We start from the raw sequence: 20,733 nt of genomic DNA, 5'->3' as shown, positions 1-20,733 counted from the left end.
GCGGTGGCGGCGGCGGTGGCAACCAGCCGCAGTCCATGGGCCACGGCGGCGGTCCGTCCCTGGCCCGCACCGGTGCCGGCGACATCGCCACGGGCCTGCTGACCAGCGCCGGTCTCCTGCTGGGCGGCGCGGTGCTCTTCCGCCGCGCCCGCGCGGTCAGGAACTGAGCCTTCCGGTCTCACCCCTTCGAGCGGGGCCCCGCGGTTCGCGGGGCCCCGTTCGGCGTGCCGGCGACCTCACCAGGTGGCGCGTATCTGCCGGATGATCCGGCGGCGCAGCCGCACCCTGCGGCTGCCGTCCGGGTAGAGGCGGAGCCGGTCGAGCTCCCAGTGACCGTACTCGGCGTGGTCGGTCAGCAGGCGATGAGCCTCCTTGCGGGAGACTCCCCGTGGCACGTACACATCTCTGAATTCGTATTCAGGCATCGCATCTATTGTGCGGGGAGCGCCTCGGTACGGATAGCGTCTTCTGCATGTCTGATGCCGCGCAGCCCACCGTTGCCGAGGTACGAGCCGCCGTCGAGGCGGTGAAAGCCGCGCTGGACCGCCACCTGGACGCGATCGAGAACCGCACCGGGGAGGACGATCCCGCGGTCTACCAGGCCTTCGAGGGCCTCGCCTCGGCCGCCGAGGCCTACGACGAGCTGCTCTACGACACCTACGACGAGGTCACCCCCTTCGAGGTGCCGCTCGGGGACACCCTCCCCGACTACTCCGGCCCCGGTGAACCGGGCGCGATCAGCGTCCTGATCCGCCGGGACTACACCGTGGCCGACCCGCAGCGGCTGCGCAGGCAGGCGGAAGGGGTCTCCGCAACCGCCGCGGCCGAGGGCGGGGACATCGGCGCGGCGGTGGGTGCCCTCTTCGGGGAGTACGAGCCCGACGAGATCGCCGAGCGCCACAAGGAGTTCGGCCTGGAGGAGGGCGACTCCACGCTGTGGGTCACCGCGGCGGAGCCCGCCGAGCCGGGCGAGTGGCTTGCCGCGCCCTTCGACCAGGCGGACCCGCGGCATCTGCTCTTCCGCCTCGACGTCAGCGCGGTCTACGACGACGCCGACGCGGACGAGCTCGACCGGCTGGCCTGACCGGGCGCGGGCGCGGTTCCCGCGGGCCCGGGGGAGCCGCCCGGGCCCGTGCGGCGGATCACTCCGCCGCGGCGGCGGCCGCCTGCTCGCGCAGGATGTCCCGCAGGCGAGTCGTCCGGTCCCGGGCGGGAACCTCCGCCACCGCGTGGGGGAGTGCCTGGTCGACGCCCTGCACCACGGACAGATGGCGCTCCCCGCGGCTGAAGGCGGTGTAGATCCAGGCCCGGGTCAGGGCCGGGGTGGCGTCCCCCGGCAGGACGACGACGGCAGCTTGCCAGCGGCGGCCCGCCGCCTGGTGCGCCGTGACCGCCCAGCCGTGCCGCACCTGGGCGGTCACCGCGTCGGGCGCGACCACCACGGGCGTCCCCCCGCAGTCGAGCCGCAGCCCCTCCGTGTCGGCGGAGACGACGGTGCCCGGAACGGCCGTCCCGGGGGCCGGGGCGTGCACGATCCGGTCGCCCGGGTCGAAGCCGCCGAAGCGGCCGGGCCCGGGGTTGAGACGCTCCTTGAGTGCGGCGTTGAGCGCCCGGGTGCCGGCGGCACCGCCGTGGCCCGGGGTGATCACCTGGGTCTGCTCAGGGGGCACGCCGATGGCCCGGGGCACGGAGTCCGCGACGAGCTGGACCGTGCGGTGCACGGCCTCGCCGGCGTCCCGCACCGGGACGATCACGACCTCCTTCCCGGGGGCGTCGACGGTGGCCAGCTCGCCGAAGCCGATCCCGGAGACCAGCTCGCCGATGGGGCCGGGGTCGGGCGTGCGCGAGGCGACCTGAGGGCACACCTTCGCCGCGAGCAGGTCGGAGAAGACCCGGCCGGGGCCCACGGACCACAGCACCGCCGGGTCCCCGGAGAGCACCAGGCGCGCCCCGTCGGGCACGGATTCCACCAGGGTCGCGGCCGTCTCCACGTCGAGCTGGGGCGCGTCCAGCACCGCCAGCAGGTCCAGCGCCAGCGCGCCGTCCTCGTCCCGGCCGGGGCCCTCGTGGCCCGCCAGCAGCCCGGCGAGGGTGGCGGTCGCCTCCGCGTCCACGGACCCGGCCAGCCGCCGCCTGCCGTCCTCGGTGGCCGCGACGGCCCAGGCCCGCAGCCCCAGCGACCGGGCGGCCGCGACCAGCGCCGCCGGTTCCGCGCGGGCCGCCTCCGCGCCGGTGTGGGCGACCAGCCCGCTCCCGGCGACCGCCCGGACCAGCGCCGCGGCGGACGGGGACGGGGCCGCCGCGGCCGCGCCCTCCCAGTCCTGCGACTCGTCCGCGTCGAAGGTGTTGAGGAGCCTGCTCAGGCCGTCCGCGAGGCTCTCCTCGGCGAGCGCGTAGCGGTCCAGGCCGAGGAGCAGCCGCACCGGCGCCTCCGCGTCCTCCTCGTCGGCCGCCGGACGGGCGCCGGCGCTCTCGTCCGGCACGTGGAAGACCAGCACCAGGCCGTCCGCGACGGCGGCCTTCAGGGTCTCCTCGGCGTCGGTGACCCCGTTCTGCCCGAGCGCCGCACCGAGCGTGGCCCACTCGAGCGCGGTGTGACCCCGCTCGGCGGCCCGTTCCAGCAGCCAGACGACCAGCGCGCGCACCCGCCGCCCGTCGTCGGGGCCGCCCTCGCCGCCGAGCAGCGCCTTGGCGAAGCCGTCGGCCTGGTCCACCCGGACCCCGGCGAGCGCCAGCACCTGCCACGGGTCCTCGCGCAACGTCTCCCCGGCCCGCTCGCCCAGCGCCGCCACGGCGGCCTCGGCGAGGCTCTCCGGTGCCCCGCCCGCCGCGAGCACCGTCCGTGCGGCCGCCACGGCGTCCCCGCTGAGCTGCGCGGGCAGCACGGGCCGTACCACCGGGGCCGGCGCCGGGGCGGGGGAGGGCGCGGCCGCGGGCGGCGACGCCGCGGGACGTGCGGGCCCGCCGCTCCTCACGGGCGCCGCGGGGCGCTCGCCGCGTTCGATCGCCCGCACCGCCGCGGCCAGGTCCGTGAGTTCGGCGGGGAGCTGCGCACCGACGCCCTCGGTCGAGGGCCGGGGCCGCCGGGGAGCCGCGGTCTCCTCGCCGGCGGCGCCCTCGGGCTCGGCGCGGTCCTCGCGGTCGTGGTCGTCGCGGTCCTCGGTCACGATGGCCTCCGTTGTACGGCGGACTACGGTCGGGGCCCGATCACAGCGTGCTCCAGTCGTGGTCCGGATAGCGGTGCACCGGCGCAGAGACGTCGTCCAGCGCCTGGCAGATCTCATCCGGAAGACTAAGGGTCTCCACTGACAACGCCGCAGCGAGCTGCTGGGCGTTGCGCGCACCGACGATCGGCGCGGTGACGCCGGGACGGTCCCGCACCCAGGCGAGCGCCACCTGCAGCGGGCTGGCGGCCAGCCCGTCGGCCGCTATGGCCAGCGCGTCCACGATGAGCCGGGCCGTCTCGTCCAGGTAGGGGGCGACGAAGGGGGCCATGTCCTCGGAGCCGCCGCGGGAGTCCTGCGGGGTCCCGTGCCGGTACTTGCCCGTCAGCACCCCGCGTCCGAGCGGCGAGGACGGCAGCAGCCCCACCCCCAGGTCCAGCGCGGCGGGCAGCACCTCGCGCTCGATGCCGCGCTGCAGCAGCGAGTACTCCATCTGCGTGCTGGCCAGCGGTGTGCGCGTCGGCACGGCCTGCTGCCAGGTGGCCGCCTTGGCCAGCTGCCAGCCGCAGAAGTTGGACACGCCGACGTAGCGGGCACGGCCGGAGCTCACGGCCAGGTCGAGGGCCTGCAGCGTCTCGTCCAGCGGGGTGGTCGCGTCGTACGCGTGCACCTGCCACAGGTCGACGTGGTCCGTGCCGAGCCGCTGCAGGGAGGCGTCCAGGGCGGCGAGCAGGTGGCCGCGCGAGGCGTCGAAGCGGCGGTAGGGGTCGGGCACGCTGCCGGCCTTGGTGGCGATCACCAGGTCCGAGCGCGGCACCAGGTCCTCGACCAGCCGGCCGAGGAGGTACTCGGCGCCGCCGTCCCCGTAGACGTCGGCCGTGTCCACGAGCGTGCCCCCGGCCTCCCAGAAGGCCTTGAGCTGGTCGGCGGCGTCGAGTTCGCCGGTGTCGCGCCCCCAGGTCAGCGTGCCGAGCCCGAGCCGGGACACGCGCAGTCCCGTACGGCCGAGGTGCCTTTGCTCCATGAGGGGTGAGATTACTGTGCGTCCGGGACCTTTGGGCAGGAGTGACGTACCCGACAGGCGCCGGCGCGCGCCCGGAGCGATAAGGTCCGGGGAACAACGACGTTACTCATCGGTAAGGGGATCGCCATGCGGCTCGGGATCAACCTCGGCTACTGGGGCGCCGGGATGGACGCCGACAACCTCGCCGTGGCGCAGGAGGCCGACCGCCTCGGCTACTCCGTGTGCTGGGCGGCCGAGGCCTACGGTTCCGACGCGCCCACCGTGCTGTCCTGGGTCGCCGCGCAGACCGAGCGCATCGACGTCGGCTCGGCCATCTTCCAGATCCCGGCCCGTACGCCCGCGATGACGGCGATGACCGCCGCCACCCTCGACTCCCTGTCCGGCGGCCGCTTCCGGCTGGGCCTGGGCGTCTCCGGCCCGCAGGTCTCCGAGGGCTGGTACGGCGTGAAGTTCGACAAGCCGCTGGCGCGCACGCGCGAGTACGTCGAGATCGTCCGCAAGGCGATGTCGCGGGAGCGGCTGAGCCACGAGGGCGAGCACTGGACGCTGCCGCTGCCCGGCGGCCCCGGCAAGGCGCTGAAGCTGACCGTGCACCCGGTGCGCGAGCACATCCCGCTGTACATCGCCGCGATCGGCCCGAAGAACCTGGAGCAGACCGGTGAGATCGCCGACGGCGCGCTGCTGATCTTCCCCTCCGCCGCCCACCTGGAGGACACCGCGCTCCGCCACATCCGGGCCGGCCGCGAGAAGGCGGGGAAGACCATGGACGGCTTCGACGTCTGCCCGACCGTGCCGCTCGCCGTCGGCGAGGACGTGGACGCGCTGGCCGACCTCTTCCGCCCCTACACCGCCCTGTACGTGGGCGGGATGGGCAGCCGCAAGCAGAACTTCTACAACCAGCTCGCGCAGCGCATGGGGTACGAGAAGGAAGCCGCCGAGATCCAGGACAAGTACCTGTCCGGCGACAAGGAGGGCGCCGCCGCCGCGATCCCGCGCGAACTCATCGACTCCACCACCCTGCTGGGCTCCGTGGAGCGGATCGCCGACCGGATGCAGGCCTACGCGGCCGCCGGCGTCACCACGCTGACCCTGGCCCCGGCCGGGTTCACCCTGGACGAGCGGGTCGCGGCGCTGCGCGCGGGCGTGGAGGCGCTGGAGCGCGCCGGACTCGCCGGCTAGGGGAGCGGGCGGCCCCTCGGCGCCTGGTCCCGGGCTCAGCCCGGGACCAGGCGCCCCATCATCCGCCCGAAGGCGATCAGGCGCGCTATCTGGCCGGGGCCGCCGTCGTCGAGGGACTTGCTGAACCGGAAGGCCTCCGGCCGGAAGCGGGCCGAGGTGACGCCGCCGTCGGCGTCGGCGTGCACCGCGCTCAGTTCCTGCGGCGTGGCGGTGGCCAGCACCACGAAGACGCCGCGGTCGATCCGCCGGCCCTGCTCGTCGCGGCCGACCAGGGTGCGCATGCCGACGTGGCCGATCGAGTCCAGGGGCAGCACCTGCACGGAGGAGTCCAGCACCCGTCCACCCGGCGCGTCCTCGTCGGCGACCTCCTCGCTGTGCCACAGGATGAGCCGCCGACCGTCGCAGACCGCGGCCTCCTGCCACACCGAGGTGCCGGCCTCCGTCAGGTCGACGACGCGTTCGAGGGTGAAACCGCGGACCCGCCGCCGGCCCAGGACGCCGCCGATCGCATCGAGGGCCACGTCCGCGTGGAGGAAGTAGGCGCGGGCCGCGTCGTCCAGGCGCGCGTAAGGGGCCCAGTCCGAGCCCGCCGGGCCTTTGGGGCGTGCCGTCGTCCGGCTGCGCGTCGCCTTGCTGAACATGACTTGGTCGTGACCCCTCCGAGGGGCTATGAAATCACGGGCACTTCGGCCGGCGGCGGGGCCCCTCGGTTTCCGCGGCCGTGGTGGGGGCTCGGGGGTCTTCCCCGCCACGGCCGTCACCAAACACAACGCTCGGAAGGGCCAGGGGTTACGTGCCCGGTGCCGGACGGCTCTCATCCGTTCGGCCGAGTTGACGCCCGGGCCTGTTGCCTCATGCTTTGCGGGCGACTTGACTTTTCTTTTGCGGATGCCCGATTCGCGCAGGAGGTACGTCATGCTCTCCGCCCGGAGTCTGTTCCAGGAGATCCTCGACAACGACGACTCCTTCCGGCTGTTCTGCTCGATCGCCGCCAGCGGTGAGTCGCAGGGCGGCTGGGAGAACGGCAGGATCGCCGCACTGGTCCCCGAGTCCCAGCGTGAACTGGCCCCCAAGATCGCCCGGCACGGCGCCGACGAGGACAAGCACGGCCGGATCTTCCACGCCCTGATGCGCAAGCGCGGTCTCGAACCCGTCCCGGTCCCCCCGGACACCGACTACACCGTGCTCCTCGAACGCGGCGGCATCGGCCTCGCCCACGACAAGCTGCGCCGCGACGAGCGCCTGACCGTGCGGGACATCGTCACCTACCTCGCCCACAGCCGGGTCACCGAGCAGCGCGCCTCCGAGCAGATGGCCCTGCTCACCAGGTACTTCGCGGACCACCCCGACATCGGCAGGGCGGTCCGCATGATCTCCGCCGACGAGGACAACCACCTCGCCTACTGCCACGAGGAACTGCTGCGCTTCGCCCACGCCGGCCACGGCGCGACCATCCAGCGGGTGCTGCGCGAGTGCGCCCACGCCGAGATCCGCATCTACCGCGACGTCAGCCTCGCCGTCATGGACCACATGGGCCGGATCCTCGGCTGGTCCGGGGCGAAGGCCGCGGTGCTGCGGGCCGGGATCCACGGGGCGTACGCGTACGAACGCCTGGGCGGCTGGCGGCGGATGGTCAGGCTCGCCATGCCCCAGCGCCTCGACGCCCTCGGCGGGCCCGAACCCGCGGCCGAACCGGCGGTCTGAGCCGCCCCCCGGCCGTTCGCCCGCACCCGCGTGGGGCCGGGAGACCGCTCAGAGCCAGCCGTGCCGTTTGAACGTCCGGTACAGCAGGATCTCGGACACGGCGATGACCGCCAGGACCGCGGGATACCCCCACACCTGGTGGAGTTCGGGCATGTACCGGAAGTTCATGCCGTAGATCCCCGCGATCATGGTGGGTACCGCCGCCATGGCGGCCCACGCCGAGATCTTGCGCATGTCGTCGTTCTGCCGCACCCCGACCTGGGTCAGATGGGAGCTCAGCACGTCGCTGAGCAGCCGGTCGAGGCTGTCCACCAGCTCGTTGGCCCGCGTCAGGTGGTCGGCCACGTCGCGGAAGAAGGGCTGGGTGCTGGGGGCCACGTGCGGCACCGTGCCCGCCGAGAGCCGGATCATCGGCTGCATCAGGGGCGCGGTCGCCCGCCGGAACTCCAGCAGCTGGCGCTTGAACCCGTAGATCCGGCTCGCCGTGCTCTCGGCGCCCTGGCGCGCGACGGACCTGCGCACCTCCGGGGCGAAGACCTCCGTCTCCAGGTCCTCCAGGTCGGCCTGGAGATCGGCCGCGACCACCATGTAGTCGTCGACCACGGTGTCGCTGATGGCGTACATCACCGCGGTCGGTCCGTGCTTGAGGATCTCGTGCTCCGCCTCCAGACGGTGCCGGATCTCACCCGGGGCGATCGCCTCGCCGTGGCGCACGGTGACGACGAAGCCCTCCCCGACGAAGATCATCAGCTCGCCCGCGGAGACCGTGTCCCGCTCGTCGTCGTACGAGACCGGCTTGAGCACCAGGAAGAGCGAGCCCTCGTACACCTCCAGTTTGGGCCGCTGGTGGGCGCAGAGGGCGTCCTCCACGGCCAGCGGGTGCAGCCCGAACTCGCGGCTGACGAGGTCGAACTCCTTCTCCGTCGGCTCGTACAGGCCGATCCACACGAACGCCCCGTCCGTCGCCCGCGCCGCGTCCAGCGCGTCGGAGAGGTCGTCGGGGGCCGAGGTGCGCTCCCCGTCGCGGTAAATGGCGCAGTCGACGATCACACCTGTCTTCTTCCGCGCTACGTCGGCGCCACACCGGACAACCCGGGGTCGTATGGTGGCGGTCATGCCCACCGTGATCCTGGTCCGGCACGGCCGGTCCACCGCCAACGCGGAGAAAGTGCTGGCCGGACGGCTCCCCGGAGTCGCCCTCGACGAGACCGGACGTGACCAGGCCGCCGCGCTGGCCGCCCGGTTGGCCGGACTGCCGCCGGCCGCCGTGGTCACCAGCCCGCTGCAGCGGTGCCGGGAGACCCTGCAGCCGCTCCTGGACGCGCTGCCCGACGTCCCGCTCCACGTCGAGGAGCGCATCTCGGAGTGCGCCTACGGCGACTGGAGCGGTCGCAAGATCGCCGAGCTGGCCGACGAGCCGCTGTGGGGCGTGGTGCAGCGCTACCCCTCGGCCGCCGTCTTCCCCGGCGAGGGGGGCGAGTCGGTGCGCGCCATGCAGGCCCGCGCGGTCGACGCGGTGCGCGAGTGGAACGCCCGCATCGAGGAGACCCACGGACCCGACGCCCTCTACGTGATGTGCTCCCACGGCGACATCATCAAGTCCGTCGTCGCCGACGCCCTCGGCATGCACCTGGACCTCTTCCAGCGCATCGCCGTCGACCCCTGCTCGGTCACCGCGATCCGCTACACCCCGGAGCGGCCCTTCCTGCTCCGGCTCGGCGACACCGGCAGCCTGGAAAGCCTGCGCCCGAGGGAGCGGCCCACCACGGCCCCGGGCGACGCGGAGGTCGGGGGCGGTGCGGGCGCACCGTGATCAGCTTCCGCAGTAGGGTGGACCGGACCCCGAAGACACCGAGAAAACGGAGCAGGACGTGCCTCGTCAGGTGTTCCTCTACGACAAGCCCGAACGCTTCGTCGCCGGCACCGTAGGCCAACCGGGCCAACGCACCTTCTTCCTGCAGGCGAGCGCCGCCGGCCGGACGACCAGCGTTGCGCTGGAGAAGACCCAGGTCGAGGCACTTGCCGAGCGCATCGACGAGCTGCTGGACGAGGTCGTGCGCCGCACCGGCGGTTCCGCCCCCGTGCCCGCCGTGGCCCCCACGGAGCTGCTCGACAACAGGCCGCTCGAGGTCCCCGTCGAGGAGGAGTTCCGGGTCGGCACCATGGCCCTGGCCTGGGACGGCGCCGAGGAACGGATGATCCTGGAGGCCCAGGCGCTGGTCGAGATCGAGGCCGAGGACGAGGACGACCTCGAGGCCGCCGAGGAGATGCTCCTGCAGGACGAGGAGAACGGCCCGCCGCTGCTGCGGGTGCGCCTGACCGGCGCCCAGGCCCGCTCCTTCGCCAAGCGCGCTCTCGACGTCGTCGCGGCCGGCCGCCCGCCCTGCCCCCTGTGCAGCCTGCCCCTGGACCCGGAAGGACACGTATGCCCGCGTCAGAACGGGTACCGGCGGTCGGCGACGGCCTGAGCGGGGACATAGCCGCCGAGCTGCTCACGCACGGAGAACTGACCGTGCGCGGGCGGCTGCGCGACGCCTCCAACGCGGTGCTCTACTGCGCGGTCGAGCACGAGGGCGTGCGCGCCCACTGCGTGTACAAGCCGGTGGCGGGCGAGCGGCCGCTGTGGGACTTCCCCGACGGGACGCTCGCCCAGCGCGAGGTCGCCGCCTACCTGGTCTCCGAGGCCACCGGCTGGGGCCTGGTGCCGCCGACCGTGCTGCGGGACGGCCCGTACGGCGAGGGCATGGTGCAGCTGTGGATCGAGACCCCCGAGGAGGCCGGCGAAGGGCTCCTCGCCCTCGTCGAGGGGGACGAACCGGGCGACGGCTGGAAGGCCGTCGGCTTCGCCGAGGTGGGCGAGGGCCGCACCGCGCTGCTGGTGCACGCCGACGACACCCGGCTGCGCCGGCTGGCCGTCCTGGACGCCGTGATCAACAACGCCGACCGCAAGGGCGGCCACCTGCTGCCGGCCGCCGACGGGCACCTGTACGCCATCGACCACGGCGTGACCTTCAACACGGAGAACAAGCTGCGCACCCTCCTGTGGGGCTGGGCCGGCGAGCCGCTCACCGACGAGACCGCCGAGGTCCTCGGCAAGCTCTCCGCGGAGCTCGCTGACGGGGGTCTCGGGGCCCGGCTGGCCGAGCTCATCACGCCTGCCGAGCTCGACGCCCTGCGGGCCCGCGTCGCCGCGCTGCTGGGCTCAGGACGTCATCCCGAGCCCTCGGGGGAGTGGCCCGCGATCCCCTGGCCGCCCATCTGAAGGCCGGGGCCGGCCGTCCCGGGAGGACCCACCGTTCGTTTGTGGATCACGCGGGCGGTTAATCTCATGACATGCATGCCTGGCCCGCTTCCGACGTCCCTGCCCTCCCGGGCACCGGGCGCGACCTCCGCCTCCACGACACCGCGACCGGTGGCCCGGTAACCCTGAGCCCCGGTCCGGTCGCCCGCATCTACGTGTGCGGGATCACCCCCTACGACGCCACCCACATGGGTCACGCGGCCACCTACAACGCGTTCGACCTCGTGCAGCGCGTGTGGCTGGACACGAAGCGCCAGGTCCACTACGTCCAGAACGTCACCGACGTCGACGACCCGCTGCTGGAGCGGGCCGACAAGACCGGAGAGGACTGGACGGCCCTCGCCGAGCGCGAGACCACCCTGTTCCGCGAGGACATGACCGCGCTGCGGATGCTGCCGCCCGCCCACTACATCGGCGCCGTCGAGGCCATCCCGGGGATCGTCCCGCTGGTCGAGCGGCTGCGCGAGGCCGGTGCGGCCTACGAGCTGGACGGCGACATCTACTTCCACGTCGACTCCGACCCGCACTTCGGCAGCGTCTCCCGCCTCGACGCGGCCGCCATGCGCGTGCTGTCGGCCGAACGCGGCGGCGACCCGGATCGCCCGGGCAAGAAGAACCCCGTCGACCCCGTGCTGTGGCTCGCCGCCCGCGAGGGGGAGCCCAGCTGGGACGGCGGCAGCCTGGGCCGGGGCCGCCCCGGCTGGCACATCGAGTGCGTCGCCATCGCCCTGGACCACCTCGGCATGGGCTTCGACGTGCAGGGCGGCGGCTCCGACCTCGCCTTCCCGCACCACGAGATGGGCGCCTCGCACGCCCAGGTGCTCACCGGCGAGTTCCCCATGGCGAAGGCCTACGTGCACGCCGGCATGGTCGCGCTGCACGGCGAGAAGATGTCCAAGTCCAAGGGCAACCTCGTCTTCGTCTCCCAGCTGCGCCGCGACGGGGTGGACGCGGCGGCCATACGGCTCAGCCTGCTGGCCCACCATTACCGCGAGGACTGGGAGTGGACCGACGCCGTGCTCGCCGACGCGGTGGAGCGGCTGGCCCGCTGGCGCGCCGCCGTCTCGCGGCCCGACGGCCCGCCGGCCGAGGCGCTGCTGGAGGAGATCCGCGAGGCGCTCGCCGACGACCTGGACGCCCCCGCCGCGCTCGCCGCCGTGGACCGCTGGGCCGCCCGGCAGGAAGCCGAGGGCGGCACGGACACCGGTGCCCCCGGCCTGGTCTCCCGCGCCGTGGACGCCCTGCTCGGCGTCGCGCTCTGACGCCGCGGGAGCTGCCCGGCCCACCGCCTCCCCGGCTCCCCTGACGAACGCGGACGGCCCGGCCGCCGCCCCTGTGCGGGGCGGCGGCCGGGCCGTGTCCGACGCGTGCCGGTCGGGTCACTCCCCGTCGGCGCCGTCCTCCTTCTCTTCCCGGTCGTCCTTGGGCTTCTGCGACATGTCCCGCAGGTAGGGGCCCGCGTCGGACTCGCCCGACTGCGGGTCACGGCGCCGCAGGTAGCGCTCGAACTCGCGGGCAATGGCCTCGCCCGAGGCCTCCGGCAGCTCCGCCGTGTCGCGGGCCTCCTCCAGCGTCTGGACGTACTCGGCGACCTCGCTGTCCTCGGCCGCGAGCTGGTCCACGCCGACCTGCCAGGCACGCGCGTCCTCCGGCAGCTCGCCGAGCGGGATGCGCAGGTCCAGCAGGTCCTCCAGGCGGTTGAGCAGCGCCAGCGTCGCCTTCGGGTTCGGCGGCTGCGACACGTAGTGCGGCACGGCGGCCCACAGGCTCACCGCCGGGATGCCGGCGTGGGTGCAGGCCTCCTGGAGGATGCCGACGATGCCGGTGGGGCCCTCGTACCGGGACTCCTCCAGGCTGAGCGCGGTCGCCAGGTCCGGGTCGGAGGTGACGGCCGTGACCGGCACCGGACGGGTGTGCGGGGTGTCACCCAGGAGGGCGCCCATCACCACCACCATCTCGATGCCGAGCTCATGGGCGAAGCCCAGGATCTCGTTGCAGAACGAGCGCCAGCGCATGCTGGGCTCGATGCCCCGTACGAGGACGAGGTCTCGTGGCTTGGGGGTCTCGATGCGGATGACGGACAGCCGCGTGGTGGGCCAGGTGATCCGTCGCGTGCCGCCGTCCATCCAGACCGTGGGGCGGTTGACCTGGAAGTCGTAGTAGTCCTCGGCGTCCAGCGCGGCGAACACCTCGCCCTTGAACTCCCGGTCCAGATGCCCGACCGCGGCGGAGGCGGCGTCCCCGGCGTCGTTCCAGCCCTCGAACGCGGCCACCATGACCGGGTCGATCAGCTCGGGAACCCCCTCGAGCTCGATCACCCAGCGCCTCCTTCCGGCCGGAAGGGGGATGGTGCCACCCCCGCCGGCTGCCGTTCCTTCGCGTGCTGCACCAGCCTACGGCTTCACGAGACAGGTGCCGCCGCCTTCGTAGGGGGATGATCCCCAGAGTCATCCGACGTACGCGTCCGGTCAGCCACCGCTCCACGCCGAGCGGTACGCGGCCCAGTCCGAAGGCGTGGCAGCGAAGTCGACGTACAGGGCGAGCCCGAAGCGCTCGCGGGCGGGCGCCTCGCGGGCGAGGCCGAGCCGGGCGCCGCGCACGGCGGCCGTGACCGTCTCCGCCCAGGCGTGCCGGCCCAGGTTGTTCGTGTGGCACCCGGGCAGGCCCACGAGCAGGTCGGTGCCCGGCGGCGTCACCTCCAGGGCGAGGGCGGTCTGCTGGGCCACGTAGCCTCCGTAGAGGCCCTCCAGGGGGAGGGCGGTGTCGTAGGTCATCATCGCGACCTGGTCCACGCGCCGGGCCACCTGCGCGAAGTACCGCTGCGACCACCACTTGGGGTGGTGGAACAGCGGGCCGCTCACCGAGTGCAGGGAGGGCAGCGGGTCGATCTGGTGCGTCGCCACCGACAGCGGCACGCCGCGGGTGGCGGTGAGCCGGTGCACCGAGTCCAGCAGCGAGAGGAAGCCCTCGTCGTCGGAGTACATCGGCTCCAGGTCCAGGTGGACCCCGTCGAACCCGGCGGCCAGCACCTGGGCCGCGCTGTCCCGTACCCGGGCGCGGGTCGCCGCGTCGTCCAGGTGCAGGCCCTCGGAACCGTCGTGCGACAGGACCTGGCCGAGCCACGCCTGGACGCGCACCCCGGGCAGCGCGGTGTGCATCCGGCGGATCATGTCCCGCGCTCCCGGGTAGAGACCCGCGTCGAGGCGGCCGTCGAACTCCAGGGGCCCGGTGTGCACGTACAGGTCCCGGGTGCCGCTGCCGCGCAACTCCCGGGCCAGCGTCTCGAGGTCGGCGTCGTCGCGGCCGCCGTCGACCCAGGCGTGCCCGAGCCACACCGCGTTCCGGTCACGGTTGGCGCCGGCGCCGGACGGGTCGCCGGTGTACTCCAGGCGCAGGGCGACCCCGGCGGCGAGCACCGGGAGCAGGACGGCGAGGACGACCAGCAGCGCGCCGCGGCGCAGCGTACGGGCCGAGGGGCGGCGCAGGCGCAGCCGGGGGCGTGGATTCATCCGATCCCTCTTTTCGATCACTCTGACGAATGACCGGACGCACCCGGGCCCGGGGTGGTTCGCCCGCCGGCGGGATCCCGTGGGGACCCGCCGGGCCTCAGAGCGTGGACCGCAGCCACTGCTCCACGCTCGCGACGTGCACCGTCGCCCAGGACCGCGCCGCCTCCGCGTCCCGGTCCCGCAGGGCCGCCAGGATCGCGCGGTGCTCGTGCAGGGTGCGGCTCACCGCGTCCTCCTGCGTCAGCCCGCGCCAGATCCGGGCCCGCGTGGTTGGCCCGGACAGCCCGTCCAGCAGCGAGCACAGCACCGAGTTGCCCGAGGCCTGGACGATGCCGCGGTGGAACTCCAGGTCGCACGCGACCAGTTCCTCCACCGACGGTGCCGCCCCCAGTGCCTCCAACTGCTCGGTCAGCACGTCCAGCTGGGACTCGGCGATGCGCGCCGCCGCCATCGCGGTGGCCGCGGGCTCCAGGATGCGGCGCACCGCGAGGAACTCCAGCACGGTGTCGTCGCGGTGGAAGTCCACCACGAAACTCAGCGCCTCCAGCAGCAACTGCGGGTCCAGGCTGGTGACGTAGGTGCCGTCGCCCTGCCGTACGTCCAGGATCCTGATCAGGGACAGCGCGCGGACCGCCTCGCGCAGGGAATTGCGCGACAGCCCGAGCTCCGCGGCCAGTTCGCTCTCCTTGGGGAGCCGGTCGCCGGGCCGCAGCGCGCCGGAGACGATCATCCCCTTGATCTTCTCGATCGCCTCGTCGGTGACCGCCATGAGCCCCTCGCCTCCCCGGACATCCGATGTATCGGGCCATTATGCCCGCACCGCCGAAGAGCCGGGGCCTTCTGGCGGAGGTCCGATCCGCCGCCCCGCGACGTCCCGAACCGCGGAACGCCGAAAGGCCGTGCCCGCTGTCGCGGACACGGCCTTTGGCGTGTGAAATCACCGTCGGGACGACAGGATTTGAACCTGCGACCCCTTGACCCCCAGTCAAGTGCGCTACCAAGCTGCGCCACGTCCCGGTGACGTTCCCCGGGGCGCCGCCCCGGAAGATCACGTACAGAGGAGGATACCCGAACCTCGCTGATCAGCCGAATCGCTCGATGCGGATCCGGTCCAGCGGCTGTCCGGAGGCCGCCAGCAGGCGCGAGGCGTGCTCGGCGAAACCGTTGCCGCCGCAGACGTAGGCCTCCCAGCCGCCCGGTGGCGGCTCCGCGAGGTGCGGGGCCAGGTGGGCGGCGGTGAGGCGGCCCTCGGTGCGGGTGAGCAGCACGGTCGTCTCCGGACCGTACTCGGCGGCGTAGATCAGGTCCTCGCGGGTGCGGGCCGAGACGATCAGCCGCAGCGGCACGTCCAGGCCGCGCAGCCGGCGGTGGCGCACCATCGACATCAGCGGGACCACCCCCGATCCGGCGCCCAGCAGCAGCGCCGGATGGTCCCCCGTCCAGGCGAAGAAGCCGCTGTGCGGGCCGCGGACCTCGACGGAGTCGCCCGGCCGGGCGACGGTGTGCAGGTGCCCGGACACCTCGCCGCCGGCCACGTGGTCGAGGGTCAGCTCGATGTGGCCGGAACCGTCGGGGGCGGAGGCGACCGAGTAGTTGCGCTGCGCCGTGTAACCGTCGGGGGCCGTGAGGCGCAGCGTCAGGTACTGGCCGGGCAGGTGGCCCGCCCAGCCGGGCACCGCGAGCCGGAAGGTGGACGTGCGCGGGGTCTCGCGGCGGATCTGCGTGATCACCGCGCGCCGCCAGACCGAGGAGGCGGCCTCGGGGACCGCGATGCGGCCGGGCACGGCGAACCGGGCCGGCGGGACGAACGCCGGGGCGGGCGCGGGGGTGGAGAGGTCAGTCATGGGCGTAGCGCTGCTCCTGCCAGGGGTCGCCCCGGTGGTGGTAGCCGTTCTGCTCCCAGAAGCCCGACTCGTCGTGGTCGAGCAGGCGCAGGCCCGCGATCCACTTGGTGCTCTTCCAGAAGTACAGGTGCGGGACGATCAGCCGGGCCGGGCCGCCGTGCTCGGGGGCGAGGGGAGCGCCGTCGTACTCCCAGGCGATCCAGGCGCGGCCGCCGGTGACGTCCGCGAGCGGCAGGTTGGCGGCGTAGCCGGTGTGGGACCAGGCGACGACGTGGGTGGCGGCGGGGGAGGGGCGCACGGCCTCCAGGAAGGCGTCGACCGACACCCCGCCGAAGCGCACGCCGAACTTGGACCAGCCGGTCACGCAGTGGATGTCGCCCCGGTACGCGGAGCCGGGCAGCGCGTGGGCCGCGTCCCAGTCCCAGGTGTGCGGGCGGTCCACCAGCCCGTCCACCCGGAACGTCCAGTCCCCGGCCGCGATCGTGGGCGTGACCTCGGCGGACAGGACCGGCCACGTGTCGCGGGCGTCGTACTGGCCGGGCGGCAGCCGCGGGTCGCGGTCGGCGGCGCGGCCGCGCCCGGTGAAGCCGCGGGTGGGTTCGACGGCCGAGGTCATGCGGGGTGCTCCAGCTCGAGCTCCTCCAGCTCGCGCAGCGCGGCCGGTTCGTCGAGGGTGAGCAGCACACGGTCGCGCATGAGGACCCGGCCGTCGACGACGGTGTCCCGTACGTCCGCGGCCGCGGCCGCGTACGCCAGCATCGACCAGGGGTCGTGGCGCGGCGTGAGGTGCGGCCCGCCGAGGTCGAGGACGGCCAGGTCGGCGCGCTTGCCCGGCTCCAGGGAGCCGAGGTGGTCGGCGAGGCCCAGCGCGCGGGCGGCCTCGATCGTCGCCATCCGCACCGCCTGTTCCGCGCCGACGGCGGTGGGGTCGCCTGCGGCCTTGTGCACCAGCGCGGCGGTCCGCACCGCGCCCAGGACGTCGAGGGTGTTGGAGCTCACCGCACCGTCGGTGCCGAGGCCCACGGTGACCCCGGCGGCCAGCAGCTCCGGGACACGGGCGATGCCGCAGCCCAGCTTCAGGTTGGAGACCGGGCAGTGCGCGACGGACGTGCCGGTCCTGGCCAGGGCGGCGACCTCGTCGTCGGTCAGGTCCACGGCGTGCGCCAGCAGCACGTCGGGCCCGAGTACCCCGAGGGAGTCCAGCAGCTCGACCGGCCGCTTGCCGTGCGCCCCGGCCACCATCGCGACCTCGGCCGCGTTCTCCGCCGCGTGGACGTGCAGCAGCGCGCCGTGCTCGCGGGCGAGCGCGGTGATCGCGACGAGCTGCTCGGGGTCGAGGGTGTAGGCGCTGTGCGCGAAGACCACCGGGCGGGTGCCCGGCGCCCGGCCGGTGCGCGCGGCCAGGTCGGCCGCGGCCCAGGCCATGCGGTCGCCGTACGGCCGGCCGTCCGGCGGCCCGGGCACGTCCATGAAGGTCGGACCGGCCAGCAGCCGCCAGCCCGCCGCCCGCGCGGCCTCCTCGGCGGCCTCGTGGAACCAGTACATGTCCAGGCCCGTGGTGACCCCGGCCCGTACGCTCTCCGCCACGGCCACCCGCACCCCCGCGGCCACCGCCCGCGGCGACAGCAGCTCGGCCTCGCGGGGGATCACCCGGGCCAGGAACTCCTGCAGGTCGACGTCGTCGGCGCAGCCCCGCAGCAGGGTCATCGCCAGGTGGGTGTGCGTGTTGACCAGCCCGGGGAGCACCAGGCACCCCGAGGCGTCGATCTCCTCGGCGGCCCGGTACGCCGCGCGCACCTGCGCCGTCGGTCCCACGGCGAGGATCTCGCCGTCCCGGACGGCGACCGCGCCGTCGGTGACGACGGTGCCCGCCGCGTCGACGGTCAGCACATCGCCGCCGTGCACCAGCAGATCGGCGTCCTGAGCGCTCACTTCTCGTCGCTTCCGTACTCGGTGGCCAGCAGATGCAAGGCGTCCAACGTTACCCGGCTGCCGCGGGCGACCCCCTCGGCGACCACCGCCCGGTGCGGGTCGTAGCCGCCGGTGGCCTCCACGTCGACCAGGTCGTCGGCGTTGGCGCCGTCGACGACGAGCGCGCCGCCGGCCACCAGGCCGCGCGTCGAGGCCAGCACCAGCAGGGCTGACAGCTCCATCTCGATCGCGGCGATCCCTGCCGCCGCGTACGCCGCGCCGGGCAGCGGCAGGAAACCCGGCTGGAAGGCCGCACGCGTCCACACCACGCCCCGGTGGTGCGGCGCCCCCGCCGCCCGTGCCGCCCGCTGCAGCGCCAGCACCGCCTCCGGCGTCGCGAACGCCGGGTACTCCGGCGGCAGCAACTGCTGGGTGACCCCGTCGTCCCGCACCGCGGCCTCGGCGATCACCAGGTCGCCGTCCCCTATCCCGGCGCGGATCGCGCCCGCCGTGCCGAGGCGCAGGATCGTACGGACGCCGGCGTCCGCCAGCTCCTGGAACAGGCACATCGCCCCCGGCCCGCCGACCCCGTGCGAGGACACCACGACGGGGGTGCCCTTCCAGGCGCCGGCGAAGGTGCGGTACTCGCGGTGGTGCGACACCTCATGCGGGTCCGTGAGCAGGGAGGCCACCTCCGCCGCGCGCGCCGGGTCGCCCACGACGACCGCGTGCGCGGGCAGCCCGGAGCGCGGGATGCGGGAGATGGGCAGCTGATCCGTGGTCATCGGGCCTCCGGGCCGGGCGGGACGATGCTGTGCGGATCACCTTAGGACCCCGGCTCAGGCCGTCCGACGCCGGAGCAGCGCGAAGCAGGCCCAGCAGGCCAGGGCGGCCAGGGCCAGCACGATGCCGGTCTCGACGAGCTGCAGGGGCCAGTAGTGCGAGGCGGGATGGACGAGCGCCTGCGCATCCCCGAGCCCGACGCCGTCGACGGGCTTGTCCACGCGCTCCGCCGTCCAGTCCGTGGCACCGAGGTGTGACAGGCCGGTCCGGACCTTCGGCCACAGCGCGGAGCGGTACAGCCCCGCCGTGACGAGCACGAGGGAGGTGCCGAAGAAGGCCAGGCCCAGTCCGCTGAGCGTGCGCCGCATCAGCATCCCGGCCAGCGCGCCCAGAACCAGGGCGAGCAGCACGTGCGCGACCAGGACCGGGCCGGTGGAGAGGAAGATGTCGTTCTCGTACCAGCCGGGGCGGTCCTGCGGGTGGCCCGTGCTCCACACCCACCGGAAGAGCAGCGTCAGGCCGGTCGTGCCACCGGTCAGCAGCAGGGCCGGTACGGCGAGCTTGGCGGCGAGCCAGCGCGTGGGGGTGACCGACTGGACCCAGGCGAGCGCGGCGGTCCCCCGCTCCAGTTCCCGGCCGACGAGGGCGCCACCGGCGAACACCGCGACGGCGAGCGGAAGGAGCGCCATCACGCGGCCCTGCAGGTGGAGGGGGACGTAGGCGTCGAACGGCTCCGGGTCGATGCAGCGCGGGGCGCAGGCGGGGTCGTACCGCGGGTCCCCCGCGCTCAGCCACAGGGTGTGAAGGAGCCAGCCGGATCCGGCCGCCACGAAGGCGATCCACAGCCACAGGGCCACGCGGTGCAGGCGCACCACCGACCGGGTCAGGCCGGACAGGACGGGCGGGCGCGGCGATGGGGCGACGGCGGTCATACGACGGCCTCCTGGCGGGACACGGGTGCGGGCGTGGCGTCGGCGGTGAGCAGGGCGGGCGCCCCGGGGTTGCGCAGATGGGCCAGGACCAGCTCCTCGAGGGTGGGTTCCTCCACCAGCCAGTCGCCGTCCTCCAGCGCTCCGGCGGGGCGGACCAGCGCGGTGCGTCCGCGCCCGTTGACGTGTTCCTGGACGACGGTGTGGGGGCCGAAGTCCCCGCCGGTGCCGGTGACGCGGCGGTGCGCGGCCAGCAGGTCGTCGGTGTCGCCGGCCAGCCGGACCCGGCCCTCGCCGAGGAGCAGCAGGTGGTCGCAGACGCCGTCGAGTTCGGCGACGACGTGCGAGGAGATCACGATGGTCGTACCGCGCTCGGCCGCCGTGGCCATGAGGGCGCCGGTCAGCTCGTGGCGGGCGAGCGGGTCGAGGTCGGCCATCGGCTCGTCCAGGAGCAGCAGTTCGGCCCGCTTGCCCAGGGCCAGGGCGAGCGCGACGCGGGTGCGCTGACCTCCCGACAGGGCACGGACGCGGTCGCGGGGCGTCAGGCCGCCGCCGTACGCGACGCGTTCGGCGGCCTCCCGGTCCCAGTGGCCCGGGTTGAGCTCGGCGCCGAGCCGCAGCGTCGCCGCCACGGTGAGCTGTGGGTGGAGCGGCTTGTCCTGGGCGACGTAGGCGAGCCGGGTGCGGGCCGCGCCGGGGGTCGTACCCCACACGCGCAGCTCCCCCTCGGTGGGCCGCAGCAGCCCCGCGGCGAGCGCCAGCAGTGTCGACTTGCCCGCGCCGTTGGGCCCGACGAGCGCGCAGATCCGGCCGGCCGGCAGCCGGAAGGAACAGTCCCGCAGGACGGGGTCCCGTCCCCACGCGTACCGCAGACCGAGCCCGGCCGCCTCCACGGCAGCCGTTTCCTGATTCATCTCTCCCCCTCGGAGAACTCCTGGTCGAGCACGGAGTGGAACAGCGCCGCGGCGTCCTCGCGATCGAGCCCGGCGGCACGCGCGCGGCGCATCCAGTCGGTCAGTTCGCCCGCGAGCGGCGAGTCGGCCGGGCCGGCGCCCAGCGACTTCTGGACGAAGGTGCCCAGGCCCCGGCGCGCCTCCACCAGGCCCTCGCGCTCCAGTTCGCGGTAGGCCTTGAGCACGGTGTTGGGGTTGACGGCGGTCGCCTCGACGACCTCGCGGGCCGTCGGCAGCCGGTCGCCGGGCTCCAGCAGGCCCAGCCGCAGGGCCTGTTTGGTCTGCTGGACGATCTGGAGGTACGTGGCGACACCGCTGCGGCGGTCGATGCGGAACTCGACCATGCGCGAAACACCCTTTCACTAAGCAAGTGGTGAAAGGGTTGCCTATTAAACAAATCTGAACCTCCCAAAAAAAAACCTTTTTTCTTTT

At 74.0% G+C, this 20,733-nt stretch carries 22 protein-coding genes and 1 tRNA gene; 7 read left to right on the top strand and 16 right to left on the bottom strand.

Going from position 1 to position 20,733, the window contains the following annotated elements; genetic code table 11:
- Nucleotides 1-236: 236 nt before the first annotated feature.
- On the bottom strand, nt 237-425 hold the full coding sequence (locus PV341_RS31925; RefSeq protein WP_319133625.1) for a DUF5703 family protein: 189 nt from the start codon (nt 423-425) through the stop codon (nt 237-239).
- 47 nt (nt 426-472) lie between these two features.
- Between PV341_RS31925 and PV341_RS31920 the strand changes: the two genes are divergently transcribed.
- The gene (locus tag PV341_RS31920) at nt 473-1,084 is read left to right on the top strand and encodes a hypothetical protein (RefSeq protein ID WP_500328378.1); all 612 of its coding nucleotides are present in this window, start codon (nt 473-475) and stop codon (nt 1,082-1,084) included.
- 58 nt (nt 1,085-1,142) lie between these two features.
- On the opposite strand, the gene PV341_RS31915 is transcribed toward PV341_RS31920, so the two are convergent.
- A complete protein-coding gene (locus PV341_RS31915) occupies nt 1,143-3,167 on the bottom strand; it encodes a helix-hairpin-helix domain-containing protein (RefSeq protein ID WP_500359644.1) in 2,025 nt (674 codons plus the stop codon).
- A gap of 40 nt (nt 3,168-3,207) precedes the next feature.
- The gene (locus PV341_RS31910) at nt 3,208-4,188 is read right to left on the bottom strand and encodes an aldo/keto reductase (protein WP_500332083.1); all 981 of its coding nucleotides are present in this window, start codon (nt 4,186-4,188) and stop codon (nt 3,208-3,210) included.
- A gap of 126 nt (nt 4,189-4,314) precedes the next feature.
- Here PV341_RS31910 and PV341_RS31905 point away from each other — a divergent pair, with 126 nt between their 5' ends.
- Nucleotides 4,315-5,367: an LLM class F420-dependent oxidoreductase gene (locus PV341_RS31905; protein ID WP_500332084.1), complete on the top strand. Its 1,053-nt coding sequence runs from the start codon at nt 4,315-4,317 to the stop codon at nt 5,365-5,367.
- 35 nt (nt 5,368-5,402) lie between these two features.
- Here PV341_RS31905 and PV341_RS31900 read toward each other — a convergent pair whose 3' ends face one another.
- Nucleotides 5,403-6,008, bottom strand: a complete 606-nt coding sequence (locus PV341_RS31900; protein WP_500332085.1) for a hypothetical protein — start codon at nt 6,006-6,008, stop codon at nt 5,403-5,405.
- Nucleotides 6,009-6,282: 274 nt separating this feature from the next.
- Between PV341_RS31900 and PV341_RS31895 the strand changes: the two genes are divergently transcribed.
- Nucleotides 6,283-7,071, top strand: coding sequence for a ferritin-like domain-containing protein (locus PV341_RS31895; protein ID WP_500332086.1), 789 nt, complete (start codon nt 6,283-6,285; stop codon nt 7,069-7,071).
- Between the two features lie 48 nt (nt 7,072-7,119).
- Here the strand turns inward: PV341_RS31895 and corA are convergent, their stop codons facing one another.
- A complete protein-coding gene (gene corA, locus PV341_RS31890; RefSeq protein WP_500359643.1) occupies nt 7,120-8,121 on the bottom strand; it encodes a magnesium/cobalt transporter CorA in 1,002 nt (333 codons plus the stop codon).
- 64 nt (nt 8,122-8,185) lie between these two features.
- Here corA and PV341_RS31885 point away from each other — a divergent pair, with 64 nt between their 5' ends.
- The 4 genes from PV341_RS31885 to mshC all read left to right on the top strand — a co-directional run bounded on the left by PV341_RS31885 (nt 8,186) and on the right by mshC (nt 11,634).
- Complete coding sequence (locus PV341_RS31885; protein WP_499510966.1) at nt 8,186-8,884, top strand: histidine phosphatase family protein; 699 nt, start codon at nt 8,186-8,188, stop codon at nt 8,882-8,884.
- A 58-nt stretch (nt 8,885-8,942) separates the two neighbouring features.
- On the top strand, nt 8,943-9,539 hold the full coding sequence (locus tag PV341_RS31880; RefSeq protein ID WP_500332088.1) for a DUF3090 domain-containing protein: 597 nt from the start codon (nt 8,943-8,945) through the stop codon (nt 9,537-9,539).
- Nucleotides 9,497-10,333, top strand: coding sequence for an SCO1664 family protein (locus PV341_RS31875; RefSeq protein ID WP_500332089.1), 837 nt, complete (start codon nt 9,497-9,499; stop codon nt 10,331-10,333). Before PV341_RS31880 ends, PV341_RS31875 begins: the two co-directional genes overlap by 43 nt.
- 71 nt (nt 10,334-10,404) lie before the next feature.
- On the top strand, nt 10,405-11,634 hold the full coding sequence (gene mshC, locus PV341_RS31870; RefSeq protein ID WP_500332090.1) for a cysteine--1-D-myo-inosityl 2-amino-2-deoxy-alpha-D-glucopyranoside ligase: 1,230 nt from the start codon (nt 10,405-10,407) through the stop codon (nt 11,632-11,634).
- Nucleotides 11,635-11,751: 117 nt separating this feature from the next.
- Here the strand turns inward: mshC and PV341_RS31865 are convergent, their stop codons facing one another.
- From PV341_RS31865 to PV341_RS31815, 11 genes are all read right to left on the bottom strand, one after another.
- Complete coding sequence (locus PV341_RS31865; protein WP_499510962.1) at nt 11,752-12,690, bottom strand: PAC2 family protein; 939 nt, start codon at nt 12,688-12,690, stop codon at nt 11,752-11,754.
- A gap of 150 nt (nt 12,691-12,840) precedes the next feature.
- A complete protein-coding gene (locus PV341_RS31860) occupies nt 12,841-13,881 on the bottom strand; it encodes a glycoside hydrolase family 18 protein (protein WP_500359641.1) in 1,041 nt (346 codons plus the stop codon).
- 97 nt (nt 13,882-13,978) lie between these two features.
- The gene (locus tag PV341_RS31855) at nt 13,979-14,650 is read right to left on the bottom strand and encodes a FadR/GntR family transcriptional regulator (RefSeq protein ID WP_500332092.1); all 672 of its coding nucleotides are present in this window, start codon (nt 14,648-14,650) and stop codon (nt 13,979-13,981) included.
- 174 nt (nt 14,651-14,824) lie between these two features.
- Nucleotides 14,825-14,898 (bottom strand) — tRNA-Pro (locus PV341_RS31850).
- 65 nt (nt 14,899-14,963) lie between these two features.
- Entirely contained in the window at nt 14,964-15,725 is a 762-nt protein-coding gene (locus PV341_RS31845; protein ID WP_500332093.1) for a ferredoxin reductase, read from the bottom strand.
- A complete protein-coding gene (locus PV341_RS31840; protein ID WP_500332094.1) occupies nt 15,718-16,341 on the bottom strand; it encodes a sulfite oxidase-like oxidoreductase in 624 nt (207 codons plus the stop codon). Before PV341_RS31840 ends, PV341_RS31845 begins: the two co-directional genes overlap by 8 nt.
- Nucleotides 16,338-17,657 carry an amidohydrolase gene (locus PV341_RS31835; RefSeq protein WP_500332095.1) on the bottom strand — a complete coding sequence of 440 codons (1,320 nt, stop codon included), beginning with the start codon at nt 17,655-17,657 and terminating at the stop codon, nt 16,338-16,340. The genes PV341_RS31840 and PV341_RS31835 overlap by 4 nt, the downstream gene beginning before the upstream one ends.
- The gene (locus PV341_RS31830; RefSeq protein WP_500332096.1) at nt 17,654-18,421 is read right to left on the bottom strand and encodes a phosphorylase family protein; all 768 of its coding nucleotides are present in this window, start codon (nt 18,419-18,421) and stop codon (nt 17,654-17,656) included. The genes PV341_RS31835 and PV341_RS31830 overlap by 4 nt, the downstream gene beginning before the upstream one ends.
- A 54-nt stretch (nt 18,422-18,475) precedes the next feature.
- The gene (locus PV341_RS31825) at nt 18,476-19,351 is read right to left on the bottom strand and encodes an ABC-2 membrane transporter-related protein (protein ID WP_500332097.1); all 876 of its coding nucleotides are present in this window, start codon (nt 19,349-19,351) and stop codon (nt 18,476-18,478) included.
- Nucleotides 19,348-20,262, bottom strand: a complete 915-nt coding sequence (locus PV341_RS31820) for an ABC transporter ATP-binding protein (protein ID WP_500332098.1) — start codon at nt 20,260-20,262, stop codon at nt 19,348-19,350. Before PV341_RS31820 ends, PV341_RS31825 begins: the two co-directional genes overlap by 4 nt.
- Nucleotides 20,259-20,645 carry a GntR family transcriptional regulator gene (locus PV341_RS31815; protein ID WP_500332099.1) on the bottom strand — a complete coding sequence of 129 codons (387 nt, stop codon included), beginning with the start codon at nt 20,643-20,645 and terminating at the stop codon, nt 20,259-20,261. Before PV341_RS31815 ends, PV341_RS31820 begins: the two co-directional genes overlap by 4 nt.
- Nucleotides 20,646-20,733: the final 88 nt, after the last annotated feature.

Origin of the sequence: Streptomyces sp. PA03-1a, from assembly GCF_033792805.1 — a bacterium.
In the GTDB taxonomy this organism is placed as follows: Bacteria; Actinomycetota; Actinomycetes; order Streptomycetales; family Streptomycetaceae; genus Actinacidiphila.
Note: the sequence above shows the minus strand (reverse complement) of the source record. Positions and strands in the feature narration are given on the sequence as shown.

Bases quoted from the DNA above. Each gene is read 5' to 3' on its own strand.
- PV341_RS31925 (WP_319133625.1), bottom strand. From the start codon at position 425: ATGCCTGAATACGAATTCAGAGATGTGTACGTGCCACGGGGAGTCTCC.
- PV341_RS31920 (WP_500328378.1), top strand. From the start codon at position 473: ATGTCTGATGCCGCGCAGCCCACCGTTGCCGAGGTACGAGCCGCCGTC.
- PV341_RS31910 (WP_500332083.1), bottom strand. From the start codon at position 4,188: ATGGAGCAAAGGCACCTCGGCCGTACGGGACTGCGCGTGTCCCGGCTC.
- PV341_RS31905 (WP_500332084.1), top strand. From the start codon at position 4,315: ATGCGGCTCGGGATCAACCTCGGCTACTGGGGCGCCGGGATGGACGCC.
- PV341_RS31900 (WP_500332085.1), bottom strand. From the start codon at position 6,008: ATGTTCAGCAAGGCGACGCGCAGCCGGACGACGGCACGCCCCAAAGGC.
- PV341_RS31895 (WP_500332086.1), top strand. From the start codon at position 6,283: ATGCTCTCCGCCCGGAGTCTGTTCCAGGAGATCCTCGACAACGACGAC.
- PV341_RS31885 (WP_499510966.1), top strand. From the start codon at position 8,186: ATGCCCACCGTGATCCTGGTCCGGCACGGCCGGTCCACCGCCAACGCG.
- PV341_RS31875 (WP_500332089.1), top strand. From the start codon at position 9,497: ATGCCCGCGTCAGAACGGGTACCGGCGGTCGGCGACGGCCTGAGCGGG.
- mshC (WP_500332090.1), top strand. From the start codon at position 10,405: ATGCATGCCTGGCCCGCTTCCGACGTCCCTGCCCTCCCGGGCACCGGG.
- PV341_RS31860 (WP_500359641.1), bottom strand. From the start codon at position 13,881: ATGAATCCACGCCCCCGGCTGCGCCTGCGCCGCCCCTCGGCCCGTACG.
- PV341_RS31855 (WP_500332092.1), bottom strand. From the start codon at position 14,650: ATGGCGGTCACCGACGAGGCGATCGAGAAGATCAAGGGGATGATCGTC.
- PV341_RS31845 (WP_500332093.1), bottom strand. From the start codon at position 15,725: ATGACTGACCTCTCCACCCCCGCGCCCGCCCCGGCGTTCGTCCCGCCG.
- PV341_RS31840 (WP_500332094.1), bottom strand. From the start codon at position 16,341: ATGACCTCGGCCGTCGAACCCACCCGCGGCTTCACCGGGCGCGGCCGC.
- PV341_RS31830 (WP_500332096.1), bottom strand. From the start codon at position 18,421: ATGACCACGGATCAGCTGCCCATCTCCCGCATCCCGCGCTCCGGGCTG.
- PV341_RS31825 (WP_500332097.1), bottom strand. From the start codon at position 19,351: ATGACCGCCGTCGCCCCATCGCCGCGCCCGCCCGTCCTGTCCGGCCTG.
- PV341_RS31820 (WP_500332098.1), bottom strand. From the start codon at position 20,262: ATGAATCAGGAAACGGCTGCCGTGGAGGCGGCCGGGCTCGGTCTGCGG.
- PV341_RS31815 (WP_500332099.1), bottom strand. From the start codon at position 20,645: ATGGTCGAGTTCCGCATCGACCGCCGCAGCGGTGTCGCCACGTACCTC.